This window comes from Rossellomorea marisflavi, from assembly GCF_009806575.1.
Classification (GTDB): Bacteria; Bacillota; Bacilli; order Bacillales; family Bacillaceae_B; genus Rossellomorea; species Rossellomorea marisflavi_A.
The window spans coordinates 40,285-67,054 of sequence record NZ_CP047096.1 but is presented as its reverse complement, the minus strand read 5'-3'; the positions used below and the strand labels follow the sequence as shown (position 1 = coordinate 67,054).

Annotated in this window: 28 protein-coding genes; 22 read left to right on the top strand and 6 right to left on the bottom strand. The window is 37.3% G+C overall.

Annotation, left to right across the window (positions count from 1 at the left end; all coding sequences use genetic code 11):
- Positions 1-65: 65 nt before the first annotated feature.
- The 18 genes from D5E69_RS22980 (at position 66) to D5E69_RS22900 (ending at position 17,713) form a co-directional block, all read left to right on the top strand.
- Positions 66-1,940, top strand: coding sequence for an LPD1 domain-containing protein (locus D5E69_RS22980; protein WP_159130466.1), 1,875 nt, complete (start codon positions 66-68; stop codon positions 1,938-1,940).
- A gap of 287 nt (positions 1,941-2,227) precedes the next feature.
- Positions 2,228-3,631 carry a DNA cytosine methyltransferase gene (locus D5E69_RS22975; protein WP_159130465.1) on the top strand — a complete coding sequence of 468 codons (1,404 nt, stop codon included), beginning with the start codon at positions 2,228-2,230 and terminating at the stop codon, positions 3,629-3,631.
- 187 nt (positions 3,632-3,818) lie between these two features.
- Positions 3,819-4,769 carry an acetyl-CoA carboxylase carboxyltransferase subunit alpha gene (locus tag D5E69_RS22970; protein ID WP_159130464.1) on the top strand — a complete coding sequence of 317 codons (951 nt, stop codon included), beginning with the start codon at positions 3,819-3,821 and terminating at the stop codon, positions 4,767-4,769.
- Between the two features lie 13 nt (positions 4,770-4,782).
- Positions 4,783-4,962: a glycerol-3-phosphate acyltransferase gene (locus tag D5E69_RS24120; RefSeq protein WP_488473447.1), complete on the top strand. Its 180-nt coding sequence runs from the start codon at positions 4,783-4,785 to the stop codon at positions 4,960-4,962.
- Between the two features lie 321 nt (positions 4,963-5,283).
- Positions 5,284-5,535 carry a hypothetical protein gene (locus tag D5E69_RS22965; RefSeq protein ID WP_159130463.1) on the top strand — a complete coding sequence of 84 codons (252 nt, stop codon included), beginning with the start codon at positions 5,284-5,286 and terminating at the stop codon, positions 5,533-5,535.
- Positions 5,536-5,671: 136 nt separating this feature from the next.
- Complete coding sequence (locus D5E69_RS22960) at positions 5,672-7,414, top strand: hypothetical protein (protein ID WP_159130462.1); 1,743 nt, start codon at positions 5,672-5,674, stop codon at positions 7,412-7,414.
- Between the two features lie 787 nt (positions 7,415-8,201).
- Complete coding sequence (locus D5E69_RS22955) at positions 8,202-9,872, top strand: helicase-related protein (RefSeq protein WP_159130461.1); 1,671 nt, start codon at positions 8,202-8,204, stop codon at positions 9,870-9,872.
- Between the two features lie 70 nt (positions 9,873-9,942).
- Positions 9,943-10,638 carry a hypothetical protein gene (locus D5E69_RS22950; protein WP_159130460.1) on the top strand — a complete coding sequence of 232 codons (696 nt, stop codon included), beginning with the start codon at positions 9,943-9,945 and terminating at the stop codon, positions 10,636-10,638.
- Positions 10,639-10,818: 180 nt separating this feature from the next.
- Positions 10,819-11,526 carry a hypothetical protein gene (locus tag D5E69_RS22945; protein ID WP_213085596.1) on the top strand — a complete coding sequence of 236 codons (708 nt, stop codon included), beginning with the start codon at positions 10,819-10,821 and terminating at the stop codon, positions 11,524-11,526.
- Positions 11,523-12,047: a hypothetical protein gene (locus D5E69_RS22940; protein ID WP_159130458.1), complete on the top strand. Its 525-nt coding sequence runs from the start codon at positions 11,523-11,525 to the stop codon at positions 12,045-12,047. The genes D5E69_RS22945 and D5E69_RS22940 overlap by 4 nt, the downstream gene beginning before the upstream one ends.
- Before the next feature lie 17 nt (positions 12,048-12,064).
- Entirely contained in the window at positions 12,065-12,622 is a 558-nt protein-coding gene (locus D5E69_RS22935) for a hypothetical protein (protein WP_159130457.1), read from the top strand.
- Positions 12,623-12,951: 329 nt separating this feature from the next.
- Positions 12,952-13,443, top strand: a complete 492-nt coding sequence (locus D5E69_RS22930; protein ID WP_213085595.1) for a response regulator transcription factor — start codon at positions 12,952-12,954, stop codon at positions 13,441-13,443.
- Positions 13,444-13,513: 70 nt separating this feature from the next.
- Complete coding sequence (locus D5E69_RS22925) at positions 13,514-13,837, top strand: DUF2325 domain-containing protein (RefSeq protein ID WP_159130455.1); 324 nt, start codon at positions 13,514-13,516, stop codon at positions 13,835-13,837.
- Between the two features lie 25 nt (positions 13,838-13,862).
- Positions 13,863-14,060: a hypothetical protein gene (locus D5E69_RS22920; RefSeq protein ID WP_159130454.1), complete on the top strand. Its 198-nt coding sequence runs from the start codon at positions 13,863-13,865 to the stop codon at positions 14,058-14,060.
- Between the two features lie 68 nt (positions 14,061-14,128).
- Positions 14,129-14,344, top strand: a complete 216-nt coding sequence (locus D5E69_RS22915; protein ID WP_159130453.1) for a hypothetical protein — start codon at positions 14,129-14,131, stop codon at positions 14,342-14,344.
- A 102-nt stretch (positions 14,345-14,446) separates the two neighbouring features.
- Positions 14,447-15,022: a recombinase family protein gene (locus D5E69_RS22910; RefSeq protein WP_017474137.1), complete on the top strand. Its 576-nt coding sequence runs from the start codon at positions 14,447-14,449 to the stop codon at positions 15,020-15,022.
- 200 nt (positions 15,023-15,222) lie between these two features.
- On the top strand, positions 15,223-15,591 hold the full coding sequence (locus tag D5E69_RS22905; RefSeq protein ID WP_017474136.1) for an ArsR/SmtB family transcription factor: 369 nt from the start codon (positions 15,223-15,225) through the stop codon (positions 15,589-15,591).
- Positions 15,584-17,713, top strand: a complete 2,130-nt coding sequence (locus D5E69_RS22900) for a heavy metal translocating P-type ATPase (protein ID WP_017474135.1) — start codon at positions 15,584-15,586, stop codon at positions 17,711-17,713. The genes D5E69_RS22905 and D5E69_RS22900 overlap by 8 nt, the downstream gene beginning before the upstream one ends.
- A 313-nt stretch (positions 17,714-18,026) precedes the next feature.
- Here the strand turns inward: D5E69_RS22900 and D5E69_RS22895 are convergent, their stop codons facing one another.
- The 4 genes from D5E69_RS22895 to D5E69_RS22880 form a co-directional block, all read right to left on the bottom strand.
- On the bottom strand, positions 18,027-18,482 hold the full coding sequence (locus tag D5E69_RS22895; protein WP_159130452.1) for a hypothetical protein: 456 nt from the start codon (positions 18,480-18,482) through the stop codon (positions 18,027-18,029).
- Positions 18,483-18,506: 24 nt separating this feature from the next.
- Positions 18,507-19,466, bottom strand: coding sequence for a hypothetical protein (locus D5E69_RS22890; protein WP_159130451.1), 960 nt, complete (start codon positions 19,464-19,466; stop codon positions 18,507-18,509).
- Positions 19,467-19,530: 64 nt separating this feature from the next.
- Positions 19,531-20,262, bottom strand: coding sequence for a YiiX/YebB-like N1pC/P60 family cysteine hydrolase (locus D5E69_RS22885; RefSeq protein ID WP_159130450.1), 732 nt, complete (start codon positions 20,260-20,262; stop codon positions 19,531-19,533).
- 185 nt (positions 20,263-20,447) lie between these two features.
- On the bottom strand, positions 20,448-20,810 hold the full coding sequence (locus D5E69_RS22880) for a recombinase family protein (RefSeq protein ID WP_159130449.1): 363 nt from the start codon (positions 20,808-20,810) through the stop codon (positions 20,448-20,450).
- A 263-nt stretch (positions 20,811-21,073) separates the two neighbouring features.
- Here D5E69_RS22880 and D5E69_RS22875 point away from each other — a divergent pair, with 263 nt between their 5' ends.
- The 3 genes from D5E69_RS22875 (at position 21,074) to D5E69_RS22865 (ending at position 23,596) form a co-directional block, all read left to right on the top strand.
- Positions 21,074-21,673, top strand: a complete 600-nt coding sequence (locus D5E69_RS22875) for a YdhK family protein (RefSeq protein ID WP_159130448.1) — start codon at positions 21,074-21,076, stop codon at positions 21,671-21,673.
- Positions 21,674-21,833: 160 nt separating this feature from the next.
- Positions 21,834-22,529: a response regulator transcription factor gene (locus D5E69_RS22870; RefSeq protein ID WP_159130447.1), complete on the top strand. Its 696-nt coding sequence runs from the start codon at positions 21,834-21,836 to the stop codon at positions 22,527-22,529.
- Positions 22,526-23,596 carry a sensor histidine kinase gene (locus D5E69_RS22865; protein ID WP_159130446.1) on the top strand — a complete coding sequence of 357 codons (1,071 nt, stop codon included), beginning with the start codon at positions 22,526-22,528 and terminating at the stop codon, positions 23,594-23,596. The genes D5E69_RS22870 and D5E69_RS22865 overlap by 4 nt, the downstream gene beginning before the upstream one ends.
- An 86-nt stretch (positions 23,597-23,682) precedes the next feature.
- Here the strand turns inward: D5E69_RS22865 and D5E69_RS22860 are convergent, their stop codons facing one another.
- Together D5E69_RS22860 and D5E69_RS22855 are read right to left on the bottom strand one after the other, a co-directional pair.
- Complete coding sequence (locus D5E69_RS22860; protein WP_159130445.1) at positions 23,683-24,012, bottom strand: four-helix bundle copper-binding protein; 330 nt, start codon at positions 24,010-24,012, stop codon at positions 23,683-23,685.
- A 313-nt stretch (positions 24,013-24,325) separates the two neighbouring features.
- The gene (locus D5E69_RS22855; RefSeq protein WP_347566744.1) at positions 24,326-24,802 is read right to left on the bottom strand and encodes a recombinase family protein; all 477 of its coding nucleotides are present in this window, start codon (positions 24,800-24,802) and stop codon (positions 24,326-24,328) included.
- 608 nt (positions 24,803-25,410) lie between these two features.
- On the opposite strand from D5E69_RS22855, the gene D5E69_RS22850 reads away from it, so the two are divergent.
- Complete coding sequence (locus D5E69_RS22850) at positions 25,411-26,667, top strand: GTPase family protein (RefSeq protein WP_159130444.1); 1,257 nt, start codon at positions 25,411-25,413, stop codon at positions 26,665-26,667.
- Positions 26,668-26,770: the final 103 nt, after the last annotated feature.

Below are 26,770 nucleotides of genomic sequence, written 5' to 3'. Positions count from 1 at the left end.
AGAGGAATCATATGGTTAATCCATTTTGATTCCTCTTTTTATTGATCAAAAAGGAGAGGTTTTATATGCTAGCACAATTATCAATTTTCGAAGAGGTATCATCAAATTTGCCAGTACCTGACGTTAAGGACGTGCGTACAGAAAATCAGATCGGTAAAAATGTAGCTTACGATGTAGGAGAAAAAATTCTTTACAGTCGTAAGGAATTGCACTCTTTGAAGGAATCGTTCCAACAATGTAGAAGCCAGGAGCGATTACGCGATTTGGAGAATACATCCTCAAGTGTAGCCGCGGAGATGATCACTAAAAAGGAACTATTCTCTTCATTCTCTCTTGAAGATGAGAAAAATCGTGGAGTCGACGCAAAAGTTGCAAAATGTAAGCAACTAATTATACAAAGAATCTCAGCGGCTCCAAATAATGATATGTCAAGCCGAGCAGCATTCCTAAAAGCGTCTACTCAGTTGTTAGATTTATTATCAGAATGTACGACATGGGATCAGTTTAGTTCGTTTGTGGCAGCCATGAACAAACAGCTTTATCTTGAGGACAGAGGGGTTATGGAGATAAAGAGTTTCATCCATGAGCTACAGGAGAAAATAGAGGTACTACAGCACTCTGAAGAACTAGACAAAGAAAGCAAGCTTAAATATTTGTTTAGACGAAAAGAGGAAGCACAGATAAGGTACCAAGATATTGAGAAAGCAAGAGAATCTTATTTTAGAATTCTTGGTGAAAAATACGCCAGCTTCTTTTTAAAGCGTAGTAGTAGAGATTCAACCCTCAAGATTGTCTCTAAGATAAAATCTTGGGATGATTTGATAAAGTCAAAACAAAAACGGATTACTAAGGGGAATGGCCCCGTATGGCAAAGGAACCTACCTGAGCGTCCAGATCGTACTGGAGGAAGGATCAACTCGATAGAAAGGCCAGAAGACCTCGTATCCAGATTGAAGTTCCGCGGTTGCCAGTTTGGGCATTATGTTGATGATCGGGTGGGATTAGAGCACTTATCCCGCTTTTCTGAATCAGTCGTTGACCTATCAGATTTGTTGGAAGTAGATGAAGAAGTTATATCTTTGGGTAAGTTAGGTATAGCTTTTGGTGCACGAGGTAGAGGCAAGGCTCTTGGTCACTTTGAACCTGATAACCTAGTCATCAATTTCACAAAAGAAAAAGGGTCTCTCGGTGTAGCTGCACATGAGCTAGCCCATTTCTTCGATTGTATGCTGTTCGAGAAATCCCATAGTGGAAACCATCAAGGTTTTGGGTATCTTTCTGACCTATCTAATAATGGAGCTGGTGTTCCTACAACATTACTTCTTGCAATGGGTGAATTAATGACCCAAATCAAAGAGGGTGAAGCCATAGCATATTACCAAAATGAAAACGGACTTGAAACTCGTTGGACAATTGGTGGCGAGTTGAAGTCGATGTACTCAGAGTGCAAAGGAAACATTCTGGAGGTAATGAAGAAAAAACATCAAAAGCTTAAAAATGAGAAAGAATATGCCCTTTCTCAAATTAGGTATTTCGAGGATGAAGAGAAGGTAACTAAAAGATTAAACAGTCAATTCACAAAGCGGTTGAAAAAATTTTCACAGGCTCTTGCTTGGTACCATGAGAAGGAAACCGGTGAGAGATTAGATGTGATCGCCTACCCATCAGATAAAAGCGAGTTTATGAGAACATCAATTGCTTTGGACCGAGGTAAAGAAGGAAAGTACTGGTCTAGCAACAGAGAGCTCTTTGCTAGGTGTTTTGAAGCCTGGGTTGAGGATCAACTTATAAAGAAGAATAGACGTTCAGACTACTTGGTTGCAGGTACCAATGATAGTGCAGCCTATCCAGTTGGTAAAGAACGTAAGGAAATAAATATTAAAATGAACTCTGTTGTAAATGAATTGGTAGAGTGCTTGTTTAATAAAGGGAGGAAATAAGAATGCGATCAAATATTATTTCTAGAAAAGAGAACCATAATGAGTGGTTGGTTTGGAACAAGATAACAGGTGATTGTGTAAGTATTTTCACAACTGACGAAATGTTTATGGGCCACCATAAAACTTTGTACACTGTGGTGTATCGAGGAGTTAGAGTTGGTGTTATGATTGAACATTTTCAAAAAGCTATGAGTACGGCTCGTAACCATATTTCGTAAATAAAATTTGAGTGAAAAGGAGTTGCTAAAAATAAGCAGCTCCTATTTTATTTAGGGGGAACATTTAATATGAAAACAATTCTTAAGAAGGTGTACAGTACAAGAAAAAAAGCCGGAAAGCCAGGGATTTTCTTGCAACACTTAGTATGTGAAGCTGCTGGCTTTAAAGAAGGCCAACCTATTTACATTTCCGTTGATGAGGATAAAGAAGAAGTGATAATGCAGAATCATCCTAATTCTGTTGAGGACCATTGTGTTCACGTATCCGGAAGGGTAAGTAGGTCAAGTGCAATGAGACGACCGTTACTTGATACGGCAGGGGAAAGATATTCTTTTTTATCATTAGAAGATAAGGTTGAGATTACAGTATATCGTAAAGGTAATCAAAGTAAAATTATCATTAGACCTCTGGTATACGACATTAGTACAACCACAACCATTACTTCACAAAAGGATAAGCGCCTTACGTTGACAAGTGTTTGTGCCGGCTGTGGTATAGGTACCGCTCAATTTAAAGCCACGAACTATTTCGTACCTGTACAGGAGATTGAAATTGAATCAGATAGCTGTGAAGTTATTAAACATAACTTTCCGAATAGCTATTTGTTCAATGGAGATCTACGCGATGTACAAGAGGTTGTAGAGTCAGATGTTTGCCTAGTAACACTTCCATGCTCGCAACATTCCGAGCTCGGAAATTTAGAACAAAATGTTATGGAAAACTTAGTCTTAGCAACCGCTAAGATCATCAAAAGTGCTAATTCTTCATGCTTAATATTCGAGAATGTACCTGGCTTCTATAAATCACAATCTTGGTATCAATTACGTGAAATATTAGCCCCTGATTATCCATTTATAAGCGAAAAGCAAATAGAATCCTGGGACTTCGGGAATATTTCTACTCGAAATCGTAAATACGTTGTTTGTTTTCGTGAAGAGGATCTCTTTGAGGCTTTCCAGTGGCCGGTGCCACCGAAGCTACGAAGGAAATCTTTGAAACACTTCCTGGATGGTAAAAACGGTGTATATGATTGGAAACCCGTAGGTAAATGGATGGAATCATTCAACAGTAGGAAAGCTTGGATAGACCGAAGTTTAGACAAAACATTTGTAACGGAGGATACCAAACAAATATCATGTGTGCCAGCTAGGTACAGATCACACTCAGCTTCCTCGTCCTATGTACTGAGTGAAGATAAAACAATGTGGCGATTCCTAACTGAAAGTGAGCTCTTTAGAATTATGGATATACCTGAGTTCTTTAGCTTTCCGGACCACACACCAATTACAAGAAGGTACGAGATGATTGGTCTATCTGTCTGTGGAAAGGTGTTTAAAGCATTGGCTAATAATATTGCTGCGTCCTTTGTGAAGAGGATACTTAATACAGGGAGAAAGGCAGCTAGGTATATTTCTGATTCTATGGAGCCTGTTTCAATTAACGGGAGTGGTCAGTTGGAGTTAATCATTTAGGGAGCGAATAAAAAGAAATTAAGAAATTTAAAATCCATATTTAGGAACCATATAGAAAAAACTAAAAAATCATGAATCATTCTAATGATTCATGATTTTTTCATCAATAAATATAATTTTCTATTTGTGTTATTATTTGTTAGGAAACATATAGAAGATAATGAGATTTTATTAGAGGGGGATAAATATGACTTTAGATTTTGAAAAACCAATGAAAGACTTACAGAATAGAATAAATGATTTAAAGAGTATTATATCTGAAAGTAATTTGGACTTGTCGATGGAAATTGATTTACTAGAAAGTCGGTTGGGAAAACTTGAAGATAACATTTACAGCGACCTTACTCCATGGCAAAGGGTTCAAATGGCCAGGCACAAGGAACGTCCTACGACACTTGAGTATATCCCGCTTTTATTTACGGATTTCTTTGAATTATTTGGAGATAGGTTGTATGGTGATGATAAATCTATAATTGGTGGAATTGCAAAGTTTGAAGGGATCCCAGTAACCATTATAGGACAACAAAAAGGCAGAAATACTAAAGAGAACATAGAACGGAATTTTGGCATGCCGCACCCAGAAGGCTACAGAAAAGCGTTGCGGTTAATGAAACAAGCTGAAAAATTTAATCGTCCAATTATTACATTTATTGATACACCTGGTGCGTATCCAGGTAAAGAATCTGAGGAAAGAGGAATTTCCGAAGCTATAGCACGCAATCTAGTTGAAATGAGTGGGTTGAGGGTTCCTGTTATATCAATTGTTCTTGGTGAAGGGGCAAGTGGCGGAGCTATAGGATTAAGTTTATGCAACCATTTACATATGTTGGAGAATACATGGTACTCTGTAATTTCGCCAGAAGGAGCAGCTTCAATTCTTTGGAAAACTGCAGAAAAAGCTCCAGAAGCAGCTAAATCACTTAAGCTCACCGCGAAAGACTTAGAAGAACTTAAGATAATAGATAAATTGATTCCTGAAATAAAGGGTGGAGCACACAAAGATATACATACACAAAGTCAAGAAATAAGGAAAGTAATTAAAAGTTCTCTAAAAGAACTTTGTTTAATGTCTTCAGATGAATTGATACAACATAGATTTGAAAAGTATCGTACTATTGGAGAATTTCAAATCCTTTAGTCATACCAGATAAATTAACTATTATGTATCCCTAAGTTCCATATTCGCTAGTATTACATTATTCATATTCAGCCTAATATTTGAAGGGGAAATAATGATAGGGCTATCATTATTAATATGCACAACAATAATCATTCTTCATCGGCAAAATATAATTAGAATATATAATGGTATCGAAAATAAAATACTCTAAGTGGTGGGTAGCATAGTTAATTATAATCTTATTGCAGGAGAAAACTGTAAGTATCTATTGTTTTACTCTTTCTATTTGAGTATAATAAACATATTAAATATTTAGCTTCTTACTTTTTTGCGACTAGTTTAGTCAGCAGTTTATTACTTATCAGTGCAGCCTTTGAGGTTGATGTAAATAATCTTTAATTCGGATTATTTATTTATCAGACTCAAGGGCTTTTTTGTGTTTATTAAGCTACTGAGCGGGTGTCCAAGAGATATGGATGTATGATCCATATCACTTTTTATATAGATAAAACAGTTTGAAAGGGTGCTTTAGATGGACGAATGTGTAGTGATGGAAAGGTACTACGAAACCACAGAGAATGGAGTTTCATTTGTAGTGCGGTACGTTGGAGAGGATGTCCTTGGAGAACCTGTCTTTAAGATAACCGCGCAATCAAAAAAATTAGGGGATGTGACTCTAGGTTTCAGTGAATCGGTACAGGAGGCAATTAGTGATTGTATCGAGCTTGTGAAAGATAAACCACACGATTGGTTTATTAAAACATATTCACTAGGAACCGACTGAGGAAAAATAACTACAAAAGCAGGAACATATGTTCTATAATTGACAACATAAGGGAGGTGCTTCCCTAATTCGATTGGAGACAATCAATTAGGGGATTCCCTTAATTGATTAATTTCCTTTCAATTATGGGGACGATATGACTGAAGAATTATTTAAATTAGTGGAAACAGAAGATAATCCAAAGATGTTGGAGGTTTACTTAGAGCAAGCTTGGCAAAGTACCTTTTGTTATGGACTTGCTTTGGAGCAAGTACACTCTGACAAACCACCAATTATCCTGATGTCAATCTTAGCTGGAAGTGATTCCACTTTGCAGGCAATGAAAGCAGCAATGGATATTGGTTCAAGTGGCTTCCGGTTTGGATATGGAGAGAAGGGACTCACCAACTATGAGTTCAAAAGTGAATTTGGTCTTGTTGCTGAAAAAGGTGCATATGAGCGATTTCCCATCACGATTAACCAAAATAAAAAAGCAATGGCCATAGTTCATGAAAAGCTATTATTGAATAATGAGTACATCCTCTGTTTTGAGAACAATCCGTCAGAAGATGTTGCCACACTTTTAGGTGGAGCTAAGTATGGTCTTCATATCTTAGATGATTGGAAAATGGCCGTATACGAAGAACTGATTCGTCGGAAATTCATTGAAGAAGTGGACATATATTTTGATCATGGATTGTTTCCAGAAGGAATCTCATTACTTCGTATTAATCTTGAGGAAGAGCAAGCAGACAAACTAATATCAGACATGATTCAAAGTGGCACATTGCAATTTCCTAAAAAGGGAAGCGGCTCAGCCCTTTCAAGTTTGGAGTCTCTCACGGATTACATGGTGACTTTCTCAGATGATATGGTTACGAAGCTCTCTGATGAAGTCATACCTGATCACGATCCAATGAAAGACGAGATTCTTCCTCACTTTGATAATTATCCAAGACAGCTATTTCCTGTACAAGGCCATGTATCAACCGCTATAGCTAAAAGATTAACAAAACAAAAAGCGGTCATAATCCAAGGTCAAATGAGCACGGGTAAGTCATCAATGATGACAGCGATAACTGATGGTTATCATGAACTAATAAATAAAAAAGGCTATTTTGCTTGTCTAATGTGCCCGCCCTCTTTAACGAAGAAGTGGCCATTAGAGATTAAAGAGCTTATACCTGACGCTGAGATCCATGTTATAAAAAACACCGCAACACTTATCCAGTGGCACCAGAATTGGGTAGCTGCTGGGAGGAATAAACCAACTCGTCCGACGTTTTTTATCGTCTCTTTCACTACTATGAGGAATGACTCGAGGAGTGTTCCGGCTGTAGACTTCAGGTTTATAAAAACGAAAAGGCAGGCAAGTGAAGGGGAGCTACCTTATCGATTTGGTTATTACTGTAGAAGCTGCGGAGAAGCACATCAAATTATTGAAGCCAAAAGCGTAGTGGTAAATGAGGACGGATCTGAAGAAGAAGTTCTGGTTAAAAAGACCATGGAGGAGTTTGAGTTTGGTAGCGGACGCAGAAATAAAGATTCATCTAAACCTCAAAATTCTTTTTGTTCAGAATGTGGGGAAAGCCTTTGGACTAAAAAAGTCCCTAACCGCTATGCATCATTCTCAGAATGGATTGATCATGAAAAAAAGCTACTCTACGCAATTAATCATGGTAATCAAACATTGTATAAACACGAGCAATTGAATCAGAATAGTTATCCTAAAGCTACAGGAATGCCAAGACGTATTGCTGCCATCGAATACATCCGAAGGAAAATGAAGAATTTCTTTGATCTTTCGATTGTAGATGAAGTTCATGAACGTGTGACACGTTGCTATATAAGCAGTGGAACCTTGACTGCGAAGTTAGCGGTTCAACTTTTTTTAAGTTGAATATAACTAATAAGTTGAAGTTAGGAATGAAGCCATCATGCTGGTTGAAACTAACTCCCTAAACTCCTACACGCGCAGCTTGAGATAGCAATCTGGGTGTGAAGCTAGGTAAAGTCGGCTGAACTTATCTACGTCAACGAGATACGATAATGGATAGGCCGGGGGGCTATAAAAAGTCTATGGTGAGAATGTTTATACTGACGAACTTGCGAAGGAAAGGATCTCGAGAACGAATATAGAGAAATCTATATATGCCTTAATATAAAGGTGTGGGTTACCGATAAGTAAGATGTTCGTTATGAAAATCGCATGGTCAGCTAAGAGACCATAACACCCACAGGTCCAAAGCAAGCACCTAAGGGCTTATTGAAGAGCTAAACTTATTGGAACGTGGAAAGCAACGGACTCTAGGATGCGCCTATCAGCGTGGAGGATCTCTATAAGGCTTTGTCGAAGTGAGATTGTCGTTGTGATAGTAGGGACATAGTACTCGAGAAGCTGTGGAAACACAGTGGAGGGAAGGTCCCAAGTCTGTTAGCGCTTTAAAATATTCGCATAGGAATATTTTTAAGAGTATGTGTGAGATATAGCGAGTAAATGTGAGAATATACTGGATATGTCGATTTATGTAACTGATAACGGGATTAGAAAAGATTTACTGTGTTTAGTACAATGAATTCGAGACTTTTGTTCTAGTTATTTTTCCCTATACGAAATATATTTCACTAAGCAGATGGAACGCCGTATGAGGTGAAAGCTTCACGTACGGTGTGGGGCAGGGGAAAAGATGGAGATCATCTCAAAGTCTTACCTATTGCCATTAAAGGGCGGTAATACAGCTCAAGGCAACTCTTTAGGAAGTTTAGCCTCAGTATCTAAGAAAATTATTGCTGGTACTGGAACACTGTTTGGAGGAAAAGCAGAGGATATTTATTACCTACTGTGGAGGTTATTCCCCAAATCAATGGTTGATTCCGGCTATCAATACTCCGAAGTGCGAAGGTTTAATGAAGAGTATGGAAATATTGAAAAGACAACATATGAGAGAGAAGAGACAAGTGAGAATAGCAACACAAATTCTCGCGGTGGAAATAAAACATCTGAAAAGGTATTACCAGGTATCAGTAGTTTTATTTACGGAAGATATATGGTTAGTAATGTCGTTAACGTAAAACTTTTAGATGTATGGCCAGATCCAGTAGACCTGATTGATACTCCCACCATATTTGTTGATATGGATGAAGAACTATCGGATTCATACCAAGAAATGGTTCGTACTTTCGAGCACAATATTCACACATTGGAAGATGGTCATAAGCTTTACCTGCCAATGACTGATTATGGTATTGCGTATCCAGATAATCCATTCACATTCCCTGATGCGACTATGAAAGGTGAGGATGGGAGAACTTTAATCTGGAGAGCTAAACATTTAGATCCCTCCCGCTTGTTACCAAAAGAAAAAAAACTTCAGGAAATTATTGAAAGTGAAATGGCAGAAGGAAGGAAATCAATCGTTTATGTGCGAGATACCGGCTCATCCAGACCAGGTAGAGATTTACGTCCAAGGTTGCAGAAAATTTTGGAGTCTGTTGGAGCTAAGGTATGTATCTTAGATACAGGGACGACTTCAACTGACAGCCGCTCTGAGTGGTTAAAAAAGAAAATCGATAAAGAGGATTACGACGTTTGCATTGTCTCACAAGAGCTCGTCAAAGTAGGACTTGACCTATTATGTACACCTACCCTCATATACTATCAATTTTCTTGGAGTCTCTTTACTATTAATCAATCAAGTAGACGGTCCTTTAGAATTGGCCAAACAGAGGAATGCCGCCTTTTTTATCTCGCTTATCAAGATACATTCCAGGAAACCATGGCTACACTTATTGCGATGAAAAACAGAGCAACTGCAGCAATAAACGGAGAATTATCATCAGATGGGTTATCTGCGATGTTAGGTGATGATGGAGACTTACAGTCATTACTAATTGAAAGTGTAAAGAAAGGTAATAAAGTCTTAAAAGGATCGGCAGAAGAATGGGTTCACCAGACTTCCGATAAAGCTCGGCAAATCTTAGCTAACATAGGGAAGAAAAGGGTCCCATCACTGTCTGAACAATATATATCCTGGACAAGACAAAATATAAAAACAGAAGCAACTAAGAACGTGATGTTAAGAAAGAAAAATCAAATTATAAAGAGTATTGAAAGAGGACAGATACAAGGTTTCACCTATGTAGATGGCGTCCTTTCCGTTGACTTTATTGAGGCTTTTGGATTTGAACACATCCCGGATGGAGAAATACTTTCCCATTTAGTGAGTGTTGAGTTAAAAAGAGCTCAATCAATAAACCCTACGGAATATTTTGCTCCTATTATTGAAGTGAAAAAGACTTCAATCAAGCAAAAGAAGCGCGCATCTGCTGATGGACAATTGGCCTTTGAACTGTTTTAAAAAATGGCGGACCTTTTGCCTCTCTTTCAGTACAAAGGGGGGAAAGGTAACAGCTTTTGGAGGGTAATCTATGATAACGATTGATTTAATAGAATTGTTTAAAGTAATTGGGCTTTTTATCATTCAAGGCTTAGATAGTTATTGTAGGGAGCGGTACGATCAGTTCTTTTACCAACGACTTTTTGCAAAAAACCAAGAAGAATTTTACGAGTTGTTGATTGAACCAGTGCCAGAACAAAGCAACGTATTCTCAATAGAGGAAGTTGCAGAAGTTAATTACACTAAATCTGATATCGAAGGAACTCCTGTAGAGGATCTATTTAACAATCTGCAGGTCGAACTAGCTGGTGAATCGAAAAGAATCAACTATGATGATCGGCCATCGTATCCAGATGAAGAAGATTGTCTAACGTTAAATGACCTTAATAATGAGTGGCATGTAACGATAGACGATGAATATGTCTCTTCAGCAAATGCCAAGATCAAAGACGAACTTATCGGCATTCAAAAGTGGACAGTTAATGTAATAGGGGAAGAAAAACAATATATTCATGTTTCAGATGGAGATCGGATATGGTTGGATGTTGGTAACTATGCATCCAAGATCACTGTTGGGGATATTATCTCAGTGGAGTTGGACCGTCAGCTCGAGAAAATTGAGATAAGAGAAGTATCAATTTTGCACCATTTCTCAGAAGACTACATGATCTACGATGAAACAGATGCATATATGAATGTATCTCACCATGAAAGACTAGCAATGTAAATATAATAGAAAACAGTTGCATAAATGGTAGTTGTTGTTTTATTGTAGGGTGTAGGGTGAGTGACCATGAAATTCTTGGTCACCTCCTATATCAATGGCAGAAAGCTTCTGGTATTGATATAGGAGTTCATCCGAATCCTTCTGTAAAGCTTTCAACACGAGATGGAAGGGGAACTTAAAATGTTGTTCAGTGAAGAATCAATCATCGCACTTATAGGTAAATTAGAATCCCAAGATGAAGCTGTTGATGCTTTCGAAATCAAATGCCAAAAACAAAAAGGCGCTTCTCATGGCTATGTAGATACTTGTTTATTTAAAGGGGACGGAGAAAAAGGGTGGATCGTAGAAGAAGACTACTACGGAAACCTGGAAGCCCACTTATCCATGATTCAAATGGGATGGTTAGATTTCTTTTATAAAGATATCAGTAAGAATCCTGTTACAGTATATGGATCAGTAAATGAAGAAGGAGAAGTGGGGGATAACGTTCGCCTAGAAGTTAAAATTAAAGTCCCTGAACGCGATCGGCATCAACCGATGATGTTTTTACGTAATATTTTTACCACTCTGTCTAAATACAGCAAGTACATATTAAACTGTGAAATCTCCAGTGTAGATTACGCAATCAGCAGCATTAAATTTGAGATGCTGTTTAGTACCAGAGAAATGATGAAGACTATTCGTAAAACCGCACCAAATATGAGAACAGTAACCCAGTGGCTAGTCATTTATGATGAAATTCTTCAGGAAATTGATGATAAATATAGCTTAACTTATAATGTACGATTACTTGAAGGAAAGATGGACTTTAACCGTATGAGGAAAAAGGTGACTTTGAAATTTGTAGAGGGAATAGCTAAGGGGAACCAAAGGAAGGCTCGAGGATGAACTTTCTAAATGTTTCTCCATTTGTCCCTAAAGATACACCAGAAGATCCCTTCTCTCCAAAGTCTATGGATGAAGACTTTGGGCTAACAAATAGCATGTTAGAAGGGGCTATGCCCATAGTGTACGGAACCGGAATGACACTCATCACAATCGTTTTTGTAGTGGCGGTTATTGTGTTAGTAATGGCTATGATCTTTAAGAATGGTCAATGGACTAAATGGTCCACAGGAGTAATGATCACAACCTTGATTTTCATCTTGTTTCTTCGGGGACTACCCATCTTATTCTTTAGCTCAGATGCAATTGGATGGACAGTTATCATTGATGATGGCTTAAGATTGGCAGTATCAACCGGTATCTATGTTTCACTTACAATGCTTCTTGTTGGTCTCCTCTTTAGGCTTAACTATAAACTGATTAATCATAAAGAATATTTGAGATGGAGTAAAAGGCTATATGTAGGTAGTGTTTTAACGGCAGTCCTGATTACGGTAATGCCTTCAGTGCTATTAGGGATTTAACGAAAGGGTGAAAGTTTTTGCTGAAATTAGTCATTGATAATACAAAACAATCTAAAGAAGCTTCTTCTACATGTCGTACTACCTGTTCACTATATGATCCGGTGATGCAGCAGTGTGGTATATTCAGTGACGTTGAAGTAACAAACCCTGAAGTTTATGCCAGATGCCAGATGAAGGTACCGCATAGCTATAATCAAAATAAACAGCATTATTCGGAGAGCTTTAAGCAAATATGGTTTGAGCCGGCAGGCGCTAATAAACTCCAAGAACAAATGACTTATCCAGCTGCACCAGGGATAGACAGCCCTATTGATGCAGAATGGTATGTGGATCCGAGCAAGGAGTTCGGATGTTGGTTGATTAATAAGAGCACAACCTTATCCTTGGTACAAGACGCTAGTCATTTTAACAGTTCAAATACATATCAATCCGCTGTTCCTCTTCATAATCATTCCGCACCACCACCACTACAAAGTAAAATGTGCTGGTATGTAAATGAAGAGGGCTATGGGCAATATGTATTACTCAACCATGGTCGGGTACAAATGATTTCACAGCCTATGCGTCCAAAGTGAAATAGTATTGTTTTTGGAAGTCATTTACCTTTATAATATGTGTAAAGACATGACAATCTTATATTAAAAGGACAACCCTTAGTTTGAATACTTCTTCCCGAGAAGTATATCTAGCTGAGGGTTTCTTTGTTTTAAAGGAGTTTTTTCCCACAGATGAATATTCTAATTATTGATGATCAGACGGCCTACCGGACTGGTTTACACTCCATTCTTGAAATAAACCTTTCTTCTTGCCACGTTTTTTCAGCCGATTTTGGCCCGCATATATTTGGAAGTACCCACCATTTCGATGTAGTTGTGATAGATCCGTATATTCAACAAATGCCCCTATGGACGTTTTAAAGCTTGTGCAAGAAGCGTATAAAATAAGCAAGTTTATCGTGCTTACAATTCAGAAAGACGTAGATCATCTAAAAGCATTTTTACAAAATAATGTAAGCGGTATTGTAGATAAATCCAGCCAATCTAAAGATTTAATTCGTGCAATAAACCAGGTTAAAAATAACAAGATATATATAAGCCAGAACCTTGCAGAGAGCATCTTAGAAGAAGTGAGCAGTTCTTACGAAGAACTTGCACCTAAATTTATGAAAAAACCAGATTTAACAAAGAGAGAGTGGGAAATTTTAGAACTCCTTTCAAGAGGATTTACAAATGCTCAGATAGCAAAAGAGCTTTTTATTACACAAGGAACTGCTGCAGTGCATATTTCAAAGCTACAAAAAAAACTTAATGTCTCTAATCGCGTATCTGCAGTAATGAAAGCTGTCTCTAATAGGTGGATTGACCAAGCAGTCTACGAAGAAGATTTTAAATTATAAGAAAACAATTGCATAAATGGTAGTGTTGTATTATTATTTAATTACAAACTTTTGAAGGGGAGTAATTAAATTGAAAAAGTCTACAATTGCAATTATTGGTGGTACCCAGGATCTGACATTTAAAAAAATTGGTAAGAAACATGGGTGTAATGTTATTCATCACAATGGGAAGCTTCGCGGTAATGGTGGAAATGCAAAAGCTTTTCGAACACTTATGAAAAAGGCAGATTGTGTTGTTGTATGTTTAGATGCTTGTGGCCACATTACAATGGACATTGTTAAAGAGCTTGCTAAAGGAATGGATAAAAAGATTGATTATATAAGTGGATATGGAGCCACGAGTGCAGTCTTAGCTGGAGTTCAATTATTGGATGACATGAACTCTGCTGCTTAACTGATGATCAGGAGGAGGAAATCATATGGGTGGGTCATTAAACAGGATTGAATTACTTGTGGAGCAATTACAATCTTTTAAAAAGGGATCTGATGTTCAATTTTTAGATGCCGACCTTAACTTGGTCTTGGAAGGTATAAAGAAAAACCAGCAGTTCGAAGTTCTCATCCAGGATGTAGTAAATATATTAACTGATCAACATGGATCACACTTGGTCTTTTAAAGCGTATAGAATCTAAATTTAAGGATGCCGGCTTAATACATAATTGAGGCGATGATATAACTGGTTCATTGCAAACTAGTAGAGGTCAGGAAGCCATTCAGTGGTACAGAGATAAAGTCATTGATGAGCCTGAAGCCATTTACACTGAAGTAAAATCGCATGTGTTAGACATGGATGAAAAGTATTGGAGCGACGAAGGAGAAACGCACAAGCAGACCGTCAGAGAAATGATCGATGAGGGATGGGAAGGGAAACCATTCATCGTTGTCACATGGACTCATTAGTTTATATCAGTAGACTGTACTCTATTGATACAAATGAAGTAGACTGGTAAAATCATAGTTAAGAGCGTCTCATAAGACTTGTCTCAAAAGTGAGGTGATATTTTGCGGAAAATTGGTTATGTACGTGTCAGTTCAACTAGTCAAAACCCTTCAAGACAATTTCAGCAGCTAAGCGAATTCGGAATGGATATTATATACGAAGAAAAAGTTTCTGGGGCAACGAAGGAACGTGAGCAACTTCAAAAAATGTTAGAGGACTTACAAGATGGTGACACCATTTATGTTACAGATTTAACTCGAATTACTCGTAGTACACAAGATTTATTTGAATTGATCGATTACATACGAAGGAAAAAAGCCAGCTTAAAATCACTCAAGGATACATGGCTAGATTTATCAGAGGATAATCCATACAGCCAATTCTTAATTACAGTAATGGCTGGTGTTAACCAGTTAGAGAGAGATCTTATCCGTATGCGTCAACGTGAAGGGATTGAGCTGGCTAAGAAAGAAGGAAAGTTTAAAGGTCGGATAAAGAAATATCATAAAAATCATGCGGGAATGAATTATGCAGTAAAGCTATATAAAGAAGGAAATATGACTGTAAATCAAATTTGTGAAATTACAAATGTGTCTAGGGCTTCATTATATAGAAAGCTATCGGAAGAGAACAAATAGTTCAGTCCTATTCCATTAATTGGCCAGATAATGTTATGTACTTAAAGTCTTATGCAGTTTGGTTATTTTGTTATTAGAATTGGGTACTCCAATTCTTTTTTTATGAATTTTTTTACTCATTCAAACAAACACTTGAATGAATTATTAAAAATGGTTATACTATATTCAAATAAACACTTGAATGATATTGGGGTGAGAATGTGATTAAGAAAGATACTTGTGAAATTTATTGTTATGACGAAGAAAAGGTCAATCGAATACAAGGTAATTTACAGACAGTAGATATTTCTAGTGTTGCCCAAATGTTAAAAGCTATTGCAGATGAAAATAGAGCAAAAATTACCTATGCTTTATGTCAAGATGACGAACTGTGTGTGTGTGATATAGCAAATATTATAGGTGTTACGGTTGCAAATGCCTCTCATCACCTGCGAACGCTCCATAAGCAAGGGATTGTTAAGTTTCGAAAAGAGGGAAAACTTGCATTTTATTCATTAGATGATGAGCATATCAGACAAATTATGATGATTGCATTGGCACATAAGAAAGAGGTGAAGATCAATGTCTAGTGGGAAAGCAAAACTGTCTGAAGAAGAAATGAAAGCCTATCGTGTTCAAGGATTTACTTGTACTAACTGTGCAGCCATTTTTGAAAATAATGTTAAAGAACTTCCCGGTGTTCAGGATGCGAAAGTAAATTTCGGAGCATCTAAAGTTTATGTTAAAGGGACGACAACCATTGAAGAATTAGAAAAAGCAGGAGCATTTGAAAATTTAAAAATTCGAGATGAAAAAGAACAAAGGGTAGAACGAGAACCTTTTTGGAAGCAGAAAGAAAACATTAAGGTATATATATCAGCTCTTTTACTTGTAGTTAGCTGGTTCTTAGGAGAGCAGTATGGTGAAGAGCATGTTCTACCGACAATTGGTTATGCAGCGTCCATTTTAATCGGTGGATATTCGTTATTCATTAAAGGTCTCAAAAATCTAAGCAGATTAAATTTCGATATGAATACGCTTATGACTATTGCAATTATAGGAGCTGCAATCATTGGTGAATGGGGTGAAGGGGCAACCGTTGTTATCCTATTTGCGATTAGTGAAGCATTAGAGCGTTATTCAATGGATAAAGCACGTCAATCTATTGAATCTTTAATGGATATTGCCCCAAAAGAAGCGTTAATTCGACGAGGCAATGAAGAAATGATGATTCATGTTGATGATATTCAAGTTGGAGACATCATGATTGTTAAGCCCGGTCAAAAGTTAGCAATGGATGGAATAGTGGTTAAAGGTACATCGACATTAAATCAGGCTGCGATTACAGGTGAAAGTGTTCCAGTAACGAAAACCACAAATGATGAAGTATTTGCAGGAACCTTGAATGAAGAAGGGTTACTTGAGGTTAAAGTAACAAAACGAGTTGAAGATACTACTCTTTCAAAAATCATTCACTTGGTAGAAGAAGCCCAAGCAGAACGGGCCCCTTCTCAAGCGTTTGTCGATAAATTTGCAAAATACTATACACCAGCTATTGTCATACTAGCTCTTTTAATTGCGGTAGTTCCACCATTATTTGGCGGAGACTGGAGCCAATGGATTTATCAAGGCTTAGCTGTATTAGTGGTTGGTTGTCCTTGTGCCTTAGTAGTCTCAACTCCAGTTGCTGTGGTTACAGCAATAGGAAATGCAGCGAAAAATGGTGTTTTAATTAAAGGTGGTATCCATTTAGAAGAAGCAGGACACTTAAAAGCGATAGCCTTTGATAAAACAGGAACATTAACCAAAGGGATTCCTGCTGTAACAGACATTGTGACATATGGTAGAAATGAAAATGAATTAATGACCATAACAGCAGCCATTGAAAAAGGATCACAGCACCCTCTTGCTTCAGCGATTATGCGAAAAGCAGAAGAAAATGGATTAAAATTCAACGAAGTAACAGTAGAGGATTTTCAATCCATTACAGGTAAAGGCGTTAAAGCCAAAATAAATAATGAAATGTATTATGTGGGAAGTCCAAATCTTTTTGAGGAATTACACGGAAGCATTTCAAGCGATAGGAAAGAAAAAATTGCCGATATGCAAACTCAAGGTAAAACGGTGATGGTGTTAGGAACAGAAAAAGAAATTCTTTCGTTTATTGCCGTAGCCGATGAAATGAGGGAATCGTCTAAAGAAGTTATCGGCAAGTTGAACAATATGGGAATCGAAACAGTGATGCTAACAGGCGATAACCAAAGAACGGCAACAGCCATCGGAAAACAAGTTGGTGTTTCGGATATTAAAGCTGACTTACTTCCAGAAGATAAGCTTAATTTTATTAAAGAACTTCGAGAAAAACATCAAAGTGTGGGGATGGTCGGAGATGGCGTGAATGATGCTCCAGCCCTTGCGGCATCTACCGTTGGTGTAGCAATGGGTGGTGCTGGAACTGATACAGCTTTAGAAACGGCTGACATCGCCTTAATGTCTGATGATTTGAGTAAATTGCCATATACAATAAAATTAAGCCGTAAGGCTTTAGCAATCATCAAGCAAAACATTACCTTCTCTTTGGCGATTAAATTAGTGGCATTACTTTTGGTCATGCCCGGTTGGTTAACACTTTGGATAGCTATATTTGCTGATATGGGAGCAACTTTACTTGTAACATTAAACAGTTTACGCTTATTGAAAATCAAAGAATAGGTTCTAAAATGGGCGTCAACTATCGGGTGCGATCATTGAAAACAATGTTATGCTTCAAAAGGGATATTAACAGGAAATATACAACTAAAGGACGCTTTAACTGAGCAACGGAAAAAGCCAAATTTCTCAATTGATGTTGAGAAATTTGGCTTTTTAGTATGGGAATTTCCTTAGCGTTGTAAATCCGCATTTTCCTGACGCTACCCCATATATAACATAAATAAGGTTTGGATACACCAAAAAACCAACCGATAAAAATATGGTTAGTTGGTTTCATGACTTCTTAATCTGGCTTAGGTGGGGCCATCATTCCTTAATTCCTTTCGATTTGAAAAGAGTAAACAATTTCTCCTTCTGTCTGACCTTTATTTGTGTTCCAATACACTAAAAGGTCGTAAGTGTACACACCTTTTTGATCAGGAACTAAAATTGAACCATCCTCGCTTACGGTCATGTATTCGTCATCTAATTCTCTGACTTTATAATTAATTGTATCAGGCTTAGGCTTACTGAATTTAATTGAAATATTGGAATCACCTTGTGCTTCAATAAGATTATTAATCTCTTCTTTAGCAATTACATCATCTGTGGATTTCTGCTTTTTTTGACAATCTTCTAGGCCCCAGCATCTCTCGATAGATTGTGTTTTGATTTTTTCTTTTCCGTATGAAATGTCAGGTGAGGGGAGGTCTTGGTCGGCCAAATCCTTGTTACATGCACTTAGAATCAATAATAAAGTAATAAGCATTACATATTTAATTTTCTTCATAGTTACAGTTGCCCCCTTGAATTATTATTCTAAGTAAAAATCTTGAACTAGAAGTTCTTCGGTGTTATCGGGTATTTTATACTTTTTTGTGAATTTAATTTTATCTTTGGATAAAGAATACTGAGCAATATTATTATCTTGTCCTGCCTCAATCTGAGGTAATAAGATAAATATTTTATTATCCTTAACCCGCGTCTTCATTATAAATCTTTTTGTGTCTATAGAATTTATGAGTTCGAACTTTTCATTAAATAAGCCCAATACACCATCGGAAGATGTAATTAGGAACTTCTCATCAACAAGGTTTATATGAACAGGGTCCTCGAATGGCAATTTTATGTAATTAATTTTATGTGTTGAAGTATTCAAATATGTAATTTTTTCTTTTGTCAATATTGCTAGCTCGTCCTTTATCACTAACATATCGTCTGCAAAATGGTAATCTAGCTCAATTTGTTTCTTAATTTCACCTTCCATGTCTAATATATATAGTATTGAACTTTTTTTATGAACTAGGTCCGCAAAAACATAGATTTGATTGTTATGTATAGTGCCTGTTCGCAAGAATCCTTCTAATTCCTTTTTTTTCTCCTCATCTTTAGTCTTAACAACTAATATATTTTTCTCCAATTCTTTATTCAAACTAAAAATTTTTACATTTTCCCATTCTTTGAAGAAATTTGTAGGAAAGTCATAATCATTTTGTGCAATTTTTTTGTTATTAGTCACTTCAACATGAATATTCCCATGATTACCTGTTAGTAAAATCTTGTTTTCTTGTTTTAGTACGTTCGTTAAGCCTTGGGCATCAATAGATAATTTTTCTTTGGACTTATTTTCTAAATCATAACGTACCAATTCGCTTTTTGGCTCCATAGAATTAGTATATATTAGACCAATATCATACTTTGATTTATTTTCTGAGATGTAAAAAGCGATACTGAGTAAAAAAATAGATATAACTATCAAAATTATTTTTTTCATAGAAACTCTCCCTTTTAAAGAAGGACGAAGATAAATAATTATCTTCGCCAAAAATATTCATACATTATTTAGAATAAAACATGGTTAAAGCACCACCATCATTGTTATACAAATCGGCTGGAGAAACAACTGAACCGCCATCATCTATATCAAACCCTTGCTGATACCAAGCTCTCCAAACAAGTTGAGAACAGTACCACCTGTCTGTCGGCCACTTACCAAAACCAGTATTGTAAGGCTCTCCTAATTGGGCTTTGGCATAATTTTCAGCTTTATCGTAATGGCTCAATGATGCGCCCTTAACCCAAAATCCTCTAACCTTATTATACCTAGTTTTCCAATCGTTCTTTTTGTATTGAACCCCTCCATTAGGGTAGGCCTCGATTGTGTAATTATCATCCCATCGCACAATAGCCGCATGTCCGTAATTAAATATGCCCTTTGAAGAACTTGAGTCCATTGTAGCTAGCACGTCTCCTTCTGTACCAACGGAACTACTTGTAGCTAATGCATCAAATTTGGAATCTGTTCCAGGTTTTCTGTATTTTTCAATTTCTTCGTAATCCAACTTCTTTGGTTCACTTTCACTATTTAGCATCTTAGCTTTTAGTTCTTGCTCTTTTACTTCCTTGGTAAGTTCCGCTTTATCAATTCCTGCTTCTTTAGCAGTACTTTCAATAGCATCCATTTGTACTTTTGTAAGTGAAACACTCTCTTTTGAAGGGGATGCGAAGGCAGATCCAACACCTAAACCAGAAAACAATATAACTGACGCAACTACACATTTTGAAGCCATCTTATTAAAACGCAGGGTAATCACTCCTATAAAATTTTGACCGGTCTAAGGTTATTATGCTATAAATATCTAAAATTTCCATAAAATTCATATAATTACAAAAAATTAATTTATTTCATACTTCATTATGTAACCCTCTCATTCAAAGTGCTATATAGATGAAAGGTGAAAAAACAGGCTACCGATTACTCGGTAGCCTCCTGCAAATTGCGCTTATTCAGCTCTTTATATAATAGCGACTTACTTACCCCCGTTTTCGCAGTGATTTCCGAAATCGTCATCTCCCGCGCATCATATAAGGATAAGGCGTACCGGATCTTTTCCGGATTCATTTTAGGCCTTCCCCTGGCACGAGCTGCGGCCAACCCTGCAGACGTTCGCTCACGGATCATGTTTTTCTCTAATTCGGCCATGACTCCGATCATCCCGAACATCGCCTTGCCGATCGCTGTCCTCGTATCCAATTGCTCCAAGATGCTTACGAGTTCTACATCTTCTTCCCGGAGACGATCCGCAATTTCAATCAGCTGTTTCTGACTCCTCGCCACTCGATCCTATTTTACATTAGATTCTTTTTCGGAGTAATTTCGTCATTTGCGTTATTATGGTTTTTGTAGTTATCTGTTAATATTGTTGGCGGTGTATCAAATTAGGAGTGTGAAAAAATCCCATATACCTTTTAGTTTGTCTTAAGTGATTATTCTTAGAAAACTTTGAAATACTATACAAACAATTATCTTCATAACTTCTTTACAATTCCTTTTTATAATGGAGTGTATCAAGATGAAAATTTGTTCTAGGAGGGGCAATCATGAAAAACAAACAGCTTATATTCTTCATTAGCCTACTTTCTGTATTTCTTGTACTGGGAGCTTGCTCCAATTCGGATAATGATGACAAGATGGACAAGAAAGAGATGAAAGAAGAAGGAATGGATCATGAAGGAATGGATCATGAAGGAATGGATCATGAAGGAATGGATCATAATGGTTCTGGAGAAGTACCTAACAATCTTAGTGAAGCTGAAAATCCTAAATATGAAGTAGGAAGCGAGGCTGTTATCACTGCCGACCACATGGAAGGAATGGACGGGGCCAAAGCAACAATCACCGGAGCGTATGGCACAACTGCATATGTAGTTACATACACACCAACAACAGGTGGCAGCCCTGTTAAAGATCATAAGTGGGTTATAAAGGAAGAAATTAAGGGTGCAGACGATCAAGATTTTAAAAAAGGTGACGAGGTAACGCTTGAGGCAGATCATATGAAAGGGATGAAAGGGGCTAAAGCGGTCATCGAATCATCTGAAAAAACAACTGTTTATATGGTGGACTATACCTCTACAACTAGTGGAAAAGAAGTTAAAAACCACAAATGGGTAACTGAGAGTGAATTGAAACCTGAATAGAAAAAGAGTTGCATGAAATGGAGACCCAGTGAGAGGGTTTCCATTTTTTCTTGATGTAAAATGACCGGGATTACTCTGTCTAGTCCAGCATTTTTAAACCTTAACTTATTCATGTAAGATAACCTATAGAGAGAAGTTTCCCATACGAGGAGGAACACTAGTGGCGAAGACAATCTTGATTGTAGATGATGAAGAGAAGATTGCAGAGGTGATTTCCAAATATTTAAACAACGCAGGTTATGATACAAGAGAGGTAGTAACCGCCAAGGAGGCACTGACAGTAATAAGAACGTATTCGATTGATTTTGCCATCTTAGATCTTATGTTACCTGATATGAGCGGGGAAGAGCTTTGTACCATCCTTAGAAAGGAGACATCCATTCCTATTTTAATGCTTACCGCGAAAGTGAGGGAACATGAACGGATAAATGGACTTGCTTTGGGAGCAGATGATTATATGATTAAGCCATTCAGCCCAAAAGAATTAGTGATGCGGGTAAAAACCATTTTTAGACGTGTTCACGAACATGATCTCCTAGCGGATCGTATTTCATATGATAAGGGTGACTTAACAATTGATGCTAGCGCCCAAGAAGTGTATAGAGAAGGAAAATCAGTGGGTTTAACAAAGGTTGAATTTAAAACACTACTTGTTCTCGCAAGGCACCCAAACCGCACATTTTCGAGAGAAGAACTGGTAGAAAAAGTGTTAGGTTTTGATTATGAAGGGGAAACACGTACCATTGATCAGCACATTAAAAACCTCCGATATAAAATCGAACCTAATCCAAAACATCCATCGTTCATTCAAACCGTATTTGGGATTGGATACAGGTTCAAAGGGGATTCATCATGAAGTTACATGCACGACTTACAGTTATCTTTACTTTAATGGCAACATTAATCTTAGCATTGGCAAGTATTATTATTGTTCTTGAAGTACATTACCATTTTGAAATGTTTAAGATGGATGTTCCGAATTTTGCCGCCTTTAAGCCCTTGGTACTCCATTTTGAAAGAGCGGTTCTAGGTTCTATCTTATGGACAAGTTTAGGGGTGTTTTTATTGGTATGCCTTCTGAGTTATGTAGTGGCTAGGAAGCTTTCGCGACCACTTGTGGACATGAGGAAAGCGGCAGAAGAAATGACTAAAGGGGATCTTAAAATTAGAGTACACACTAAAGGGAACGATGAGCTACAGGAACTGGCCCATTCCCTCAATAGGCTTGCTTCTCAACTGGAGGAGCAAGAACTTGCTCGGGTGAATATGACCAGTGATATCGCTCATGAATTGAGAACACCCCTTACGACTCTTAAGAGCCATATTGAAGCAATGGTAGATGGAGTTTTTGAGATAACGACAGAACGTCTCCATTCCTTCAGAGAGGAAATCGAACGACTGATTTCATTAGTCGAAGATTTGGAGCAACTTACTGCCTATGAAGCTCCAGATTTTAGTTTGACCAAGGAGAGGGAAGATATTGGGAAAGTCATTCAGCAAAGCATCGAAACGATTAAAGAATCATTCAATCGAAAAGGAGTAGAGCTCTATTTTAAAGAATGTAGTTGTTACCTACCATTCGATAGAAATCGGTTGATACAAGTCTTTCTGAATGTATTAACAAATGCTCTGAAGTTCACACCTAAAGGAGGAACTGTCACGGTAGAGACGCAAATAGGAAAAGAAGACATCCAAATCATCATTAAAGACACGGGCATCGGGATGGGGACGGATGAAGCAAATAGAGTGTTCGAACGATTTTACCGAACGGAGAAATCGAGAAATCGTCGATACGGGGGAAGCGGAATAGGTCTTACTATTGCCAAGCAACTCATAGATGCTCACCAAGGAAACATCTGGATTGAAAGCATGCCTGGTAAAGGTAGTTGCGTATATATTGCTCTTCCTCTACAAGAAAAATAACCTCCACGATTTGGGGAGGTTATTTCGTATGTTTGAACGTTTATTATCAACCGGTAAGAGTACATTCTGTATGGCTCATTTTGTTATTAATGAGCCATTTCACGGCACATTTTTGCACATTTTAGACATGCATCTGCACAAGCCTGACAGTGATCATGGGAATGTTTATTACATTCATTGCCGCACGCTACACAAATGTCTGCGCATAGTTCACAAATAGAAGCCATAAACGGACTATTTCGGGTCATGGCGTTTACAGCATAGGCACATATATCTGCGCACTCGCGATCGTAGCGAATGCATTCCGACATCATGTTGACATCTTCCTCTTGTAGACAGGCATCGAAGCAATGATTACATGCGGTCATACAGGCTAAACATTCCTCAATACATTGATTAATTTGTTCTTGGGTCATGGTAATTTCCTCCTTTAGATTGTAGGTTCGGTATCTGTTTAGCCTGTTAATGAGGAGATAAACAGGAAAAGATAAAATAAAAAATCTTCATAACTTCTACATATTCATCTACTATAATGAATTATTTAATGTGATAATAAGTGAATATCTATCACATTTATTTCTCCGCATCCATCCAGGTATGTAAAATAGAAAGAATGCAACTTTAAACAGGCTGCCGATCACTCGGTAGCCTGTTTTAAATTACGCTTATTCAGCTCTTTGTACAATAAAGACTTGCTTACACCGGTTTCCGCGGTGATCTCGGAAATCGTCATCTCCCGCGCATCATATAAGGATAAGGCGTACCGATCTTTTCCGGATTCATTTTAGGCCTTCCCCCGCGCCGTCCCCTGGCACGAGCTGCGGCCAACCCGGCAGACGTTCGCTCACGGATCATGTTTCGCTCTAGTTCGGCCATGACTCCGATCATGCCGAACATGGCCTTTCCGATCGCCGTCCTTGTGTCCAGTTGCTCAGATATGCTCACAAGCTCTACGTCCTCTTCCCGAAGGCGGTCAGCAATTTCAATCAGCTGTTTCTGACTCCTTGCCAATCTGTCCAATTTGTAGACTACCAAGGTATCACCCGGTCTAAGGTGATCCAGGCACTTCGTCAATTCTTCCCGGTCCCATTTTCCTCCGGATTCTTTCTCTGAGTAGATTCGCTCCACCCCGTATTTCTCCAGTGCGTCTTTTTGAAGCTCGAGGGACTGATCTTTGGTCGACACCCGCGCATATCCAATTTTCATACCAACATCTCCCTTTTCTATGCTCTAATCGTACATAAAACCTATGGAATCGTCAACGTAGAAAAAAGGATGAGTTTATAGACTTAAGTACGGGTTTATGGACTATTCGAATACATGACTAAAATAGTGTCCATTTAACTTTCGTTTTATGTACATTTTATAGAAATGTTTTACAGGAACACCCTACTGTTCGTATAAAACTAACTCCGTCTAGATTGTAAAGCTGTTATTAACCAAAAAACAATTACACAACCGTATACGTTTGTGTAATTGTTTATTTATACTTATTCTTGAGGCGTCTTAACCTATTGGGTTCACCATAATTCCAGTAGCGATTAATACAAACCTTTTTAATACTCATTCGCTCCAAAGCATGTTGTGTAAAATGGATAATTGCATCATTAAGTATTTCTGCAGGAGTATCATAATCTTCTAGCTATGTAGCAATTTCAATACAATTGGAAGTTAACCATAAGTTATGGTGATGAGACCTTAAAGTGGATTATATTAACATTTTGTATCGCTAGTTTAGTAGACAAAGTAATTTATTAATGAAATAATTATAGCTGTATAGGGCAAATTTACCATTATACATAGGGGGAAAGCTAATGAGTAATAATCGAGATGGTCAACAAGATCAATACCAACAAATTGATGAGTTATTTCAATCAATTTATAAGGCATTACTAAATTCAAAGCTTCCAGAAAAGATTAAAGGGAAAATTAAAGAAGAAATAAATACTTTAAAGTCATTTACACTAGATGCAAGGCCTGCTCGAATTGCAATTGTGGGTAGAAGAGGTGCAGGGAAATCAAGTTTGATTAATGCTATCTTCAGTGAAATGAGAGCAGAGATTGGCGATGTTAAAGCAAAAACAGGTATGGGGAGATGGCACACTTATAAATCAGAATTAGGAAGTCTTGAAATACTTGATACAAGGGGGTTAGGTGAGGCGGATAAACCAGAAGAAGATTATTCGCAATCCTCTGCTTTGGAGGAAGTCAAGGCATCTATTAAAGAGAAATGCCCAGATGCAATTTTATTTTTAAGTAAGGCTAAAGAAGTAAGTGCAAGAATCGATGAAGATTTAGAGCAACTATTAGAATTGAAAAATTCTATTCATTCACATCACGAATACAATGTACCTATTATTGGTCTGGTTACTCAAGTCGATGAACTAAGTCCCAAAAAACCTGATACCCCTCCCTTTGAACATCCAGTAAAACAAAAAAACATTGCAGATTCCATTAATGTATTATCAACTAAATTGCGTGATACAGTTTCAAATCCTGTTACAGTTATACCAATTTGTTGTTATCTTGAATTCGATGATAACGATATTGTTTATGATATAAGGTGGAACGTAGATACTTTATTAGATTATTTAATTGAACAATTACCCAATGAAGCCCAAGTAGTGATGGCTAGATTAGCAAAAATAAGAACTGTTCAAAAGAAGGTTGCTCGTAGAATTGGGGCAAGTGTTGCAGGAATTACTGGGCTGATTGGTGCAAATCCTATTCCTGGTTCGGATTTACCCATGATTACTGGAGTACAGATTGCAATGGTTACTTCTATTGCTTTAATAGGTGGGAAAAAAGTTGATAAAAAAGGAGTAGTTGAGTTTTTAAGTGCGATAGGCGTAAATGTGGGCGCTGGATTTGCACTAAGACAAATTGCTCGTCAGTTAGTGAAATTTATTCCTATTGCTGGTAATGTAATATCAGGTGTTGTTGCATCAGCAGGTACATATGCCTTGTGTGAAGCAGCAATAGCATACTTTATTGAAGAAAAGTCTGATGATAGTGTGAGGGAAACGTATAACAAAGTATATGATAAAAAGAAAAATGAAAATACTAAGTAACAAAACATATCCTTATTAATAGAAGGTCTTTCTCATTATTAAAAAATCTAATTTTTATTGATAATGCTATAATTTCATTATAATTCGAGGGTTGATTTCAGGT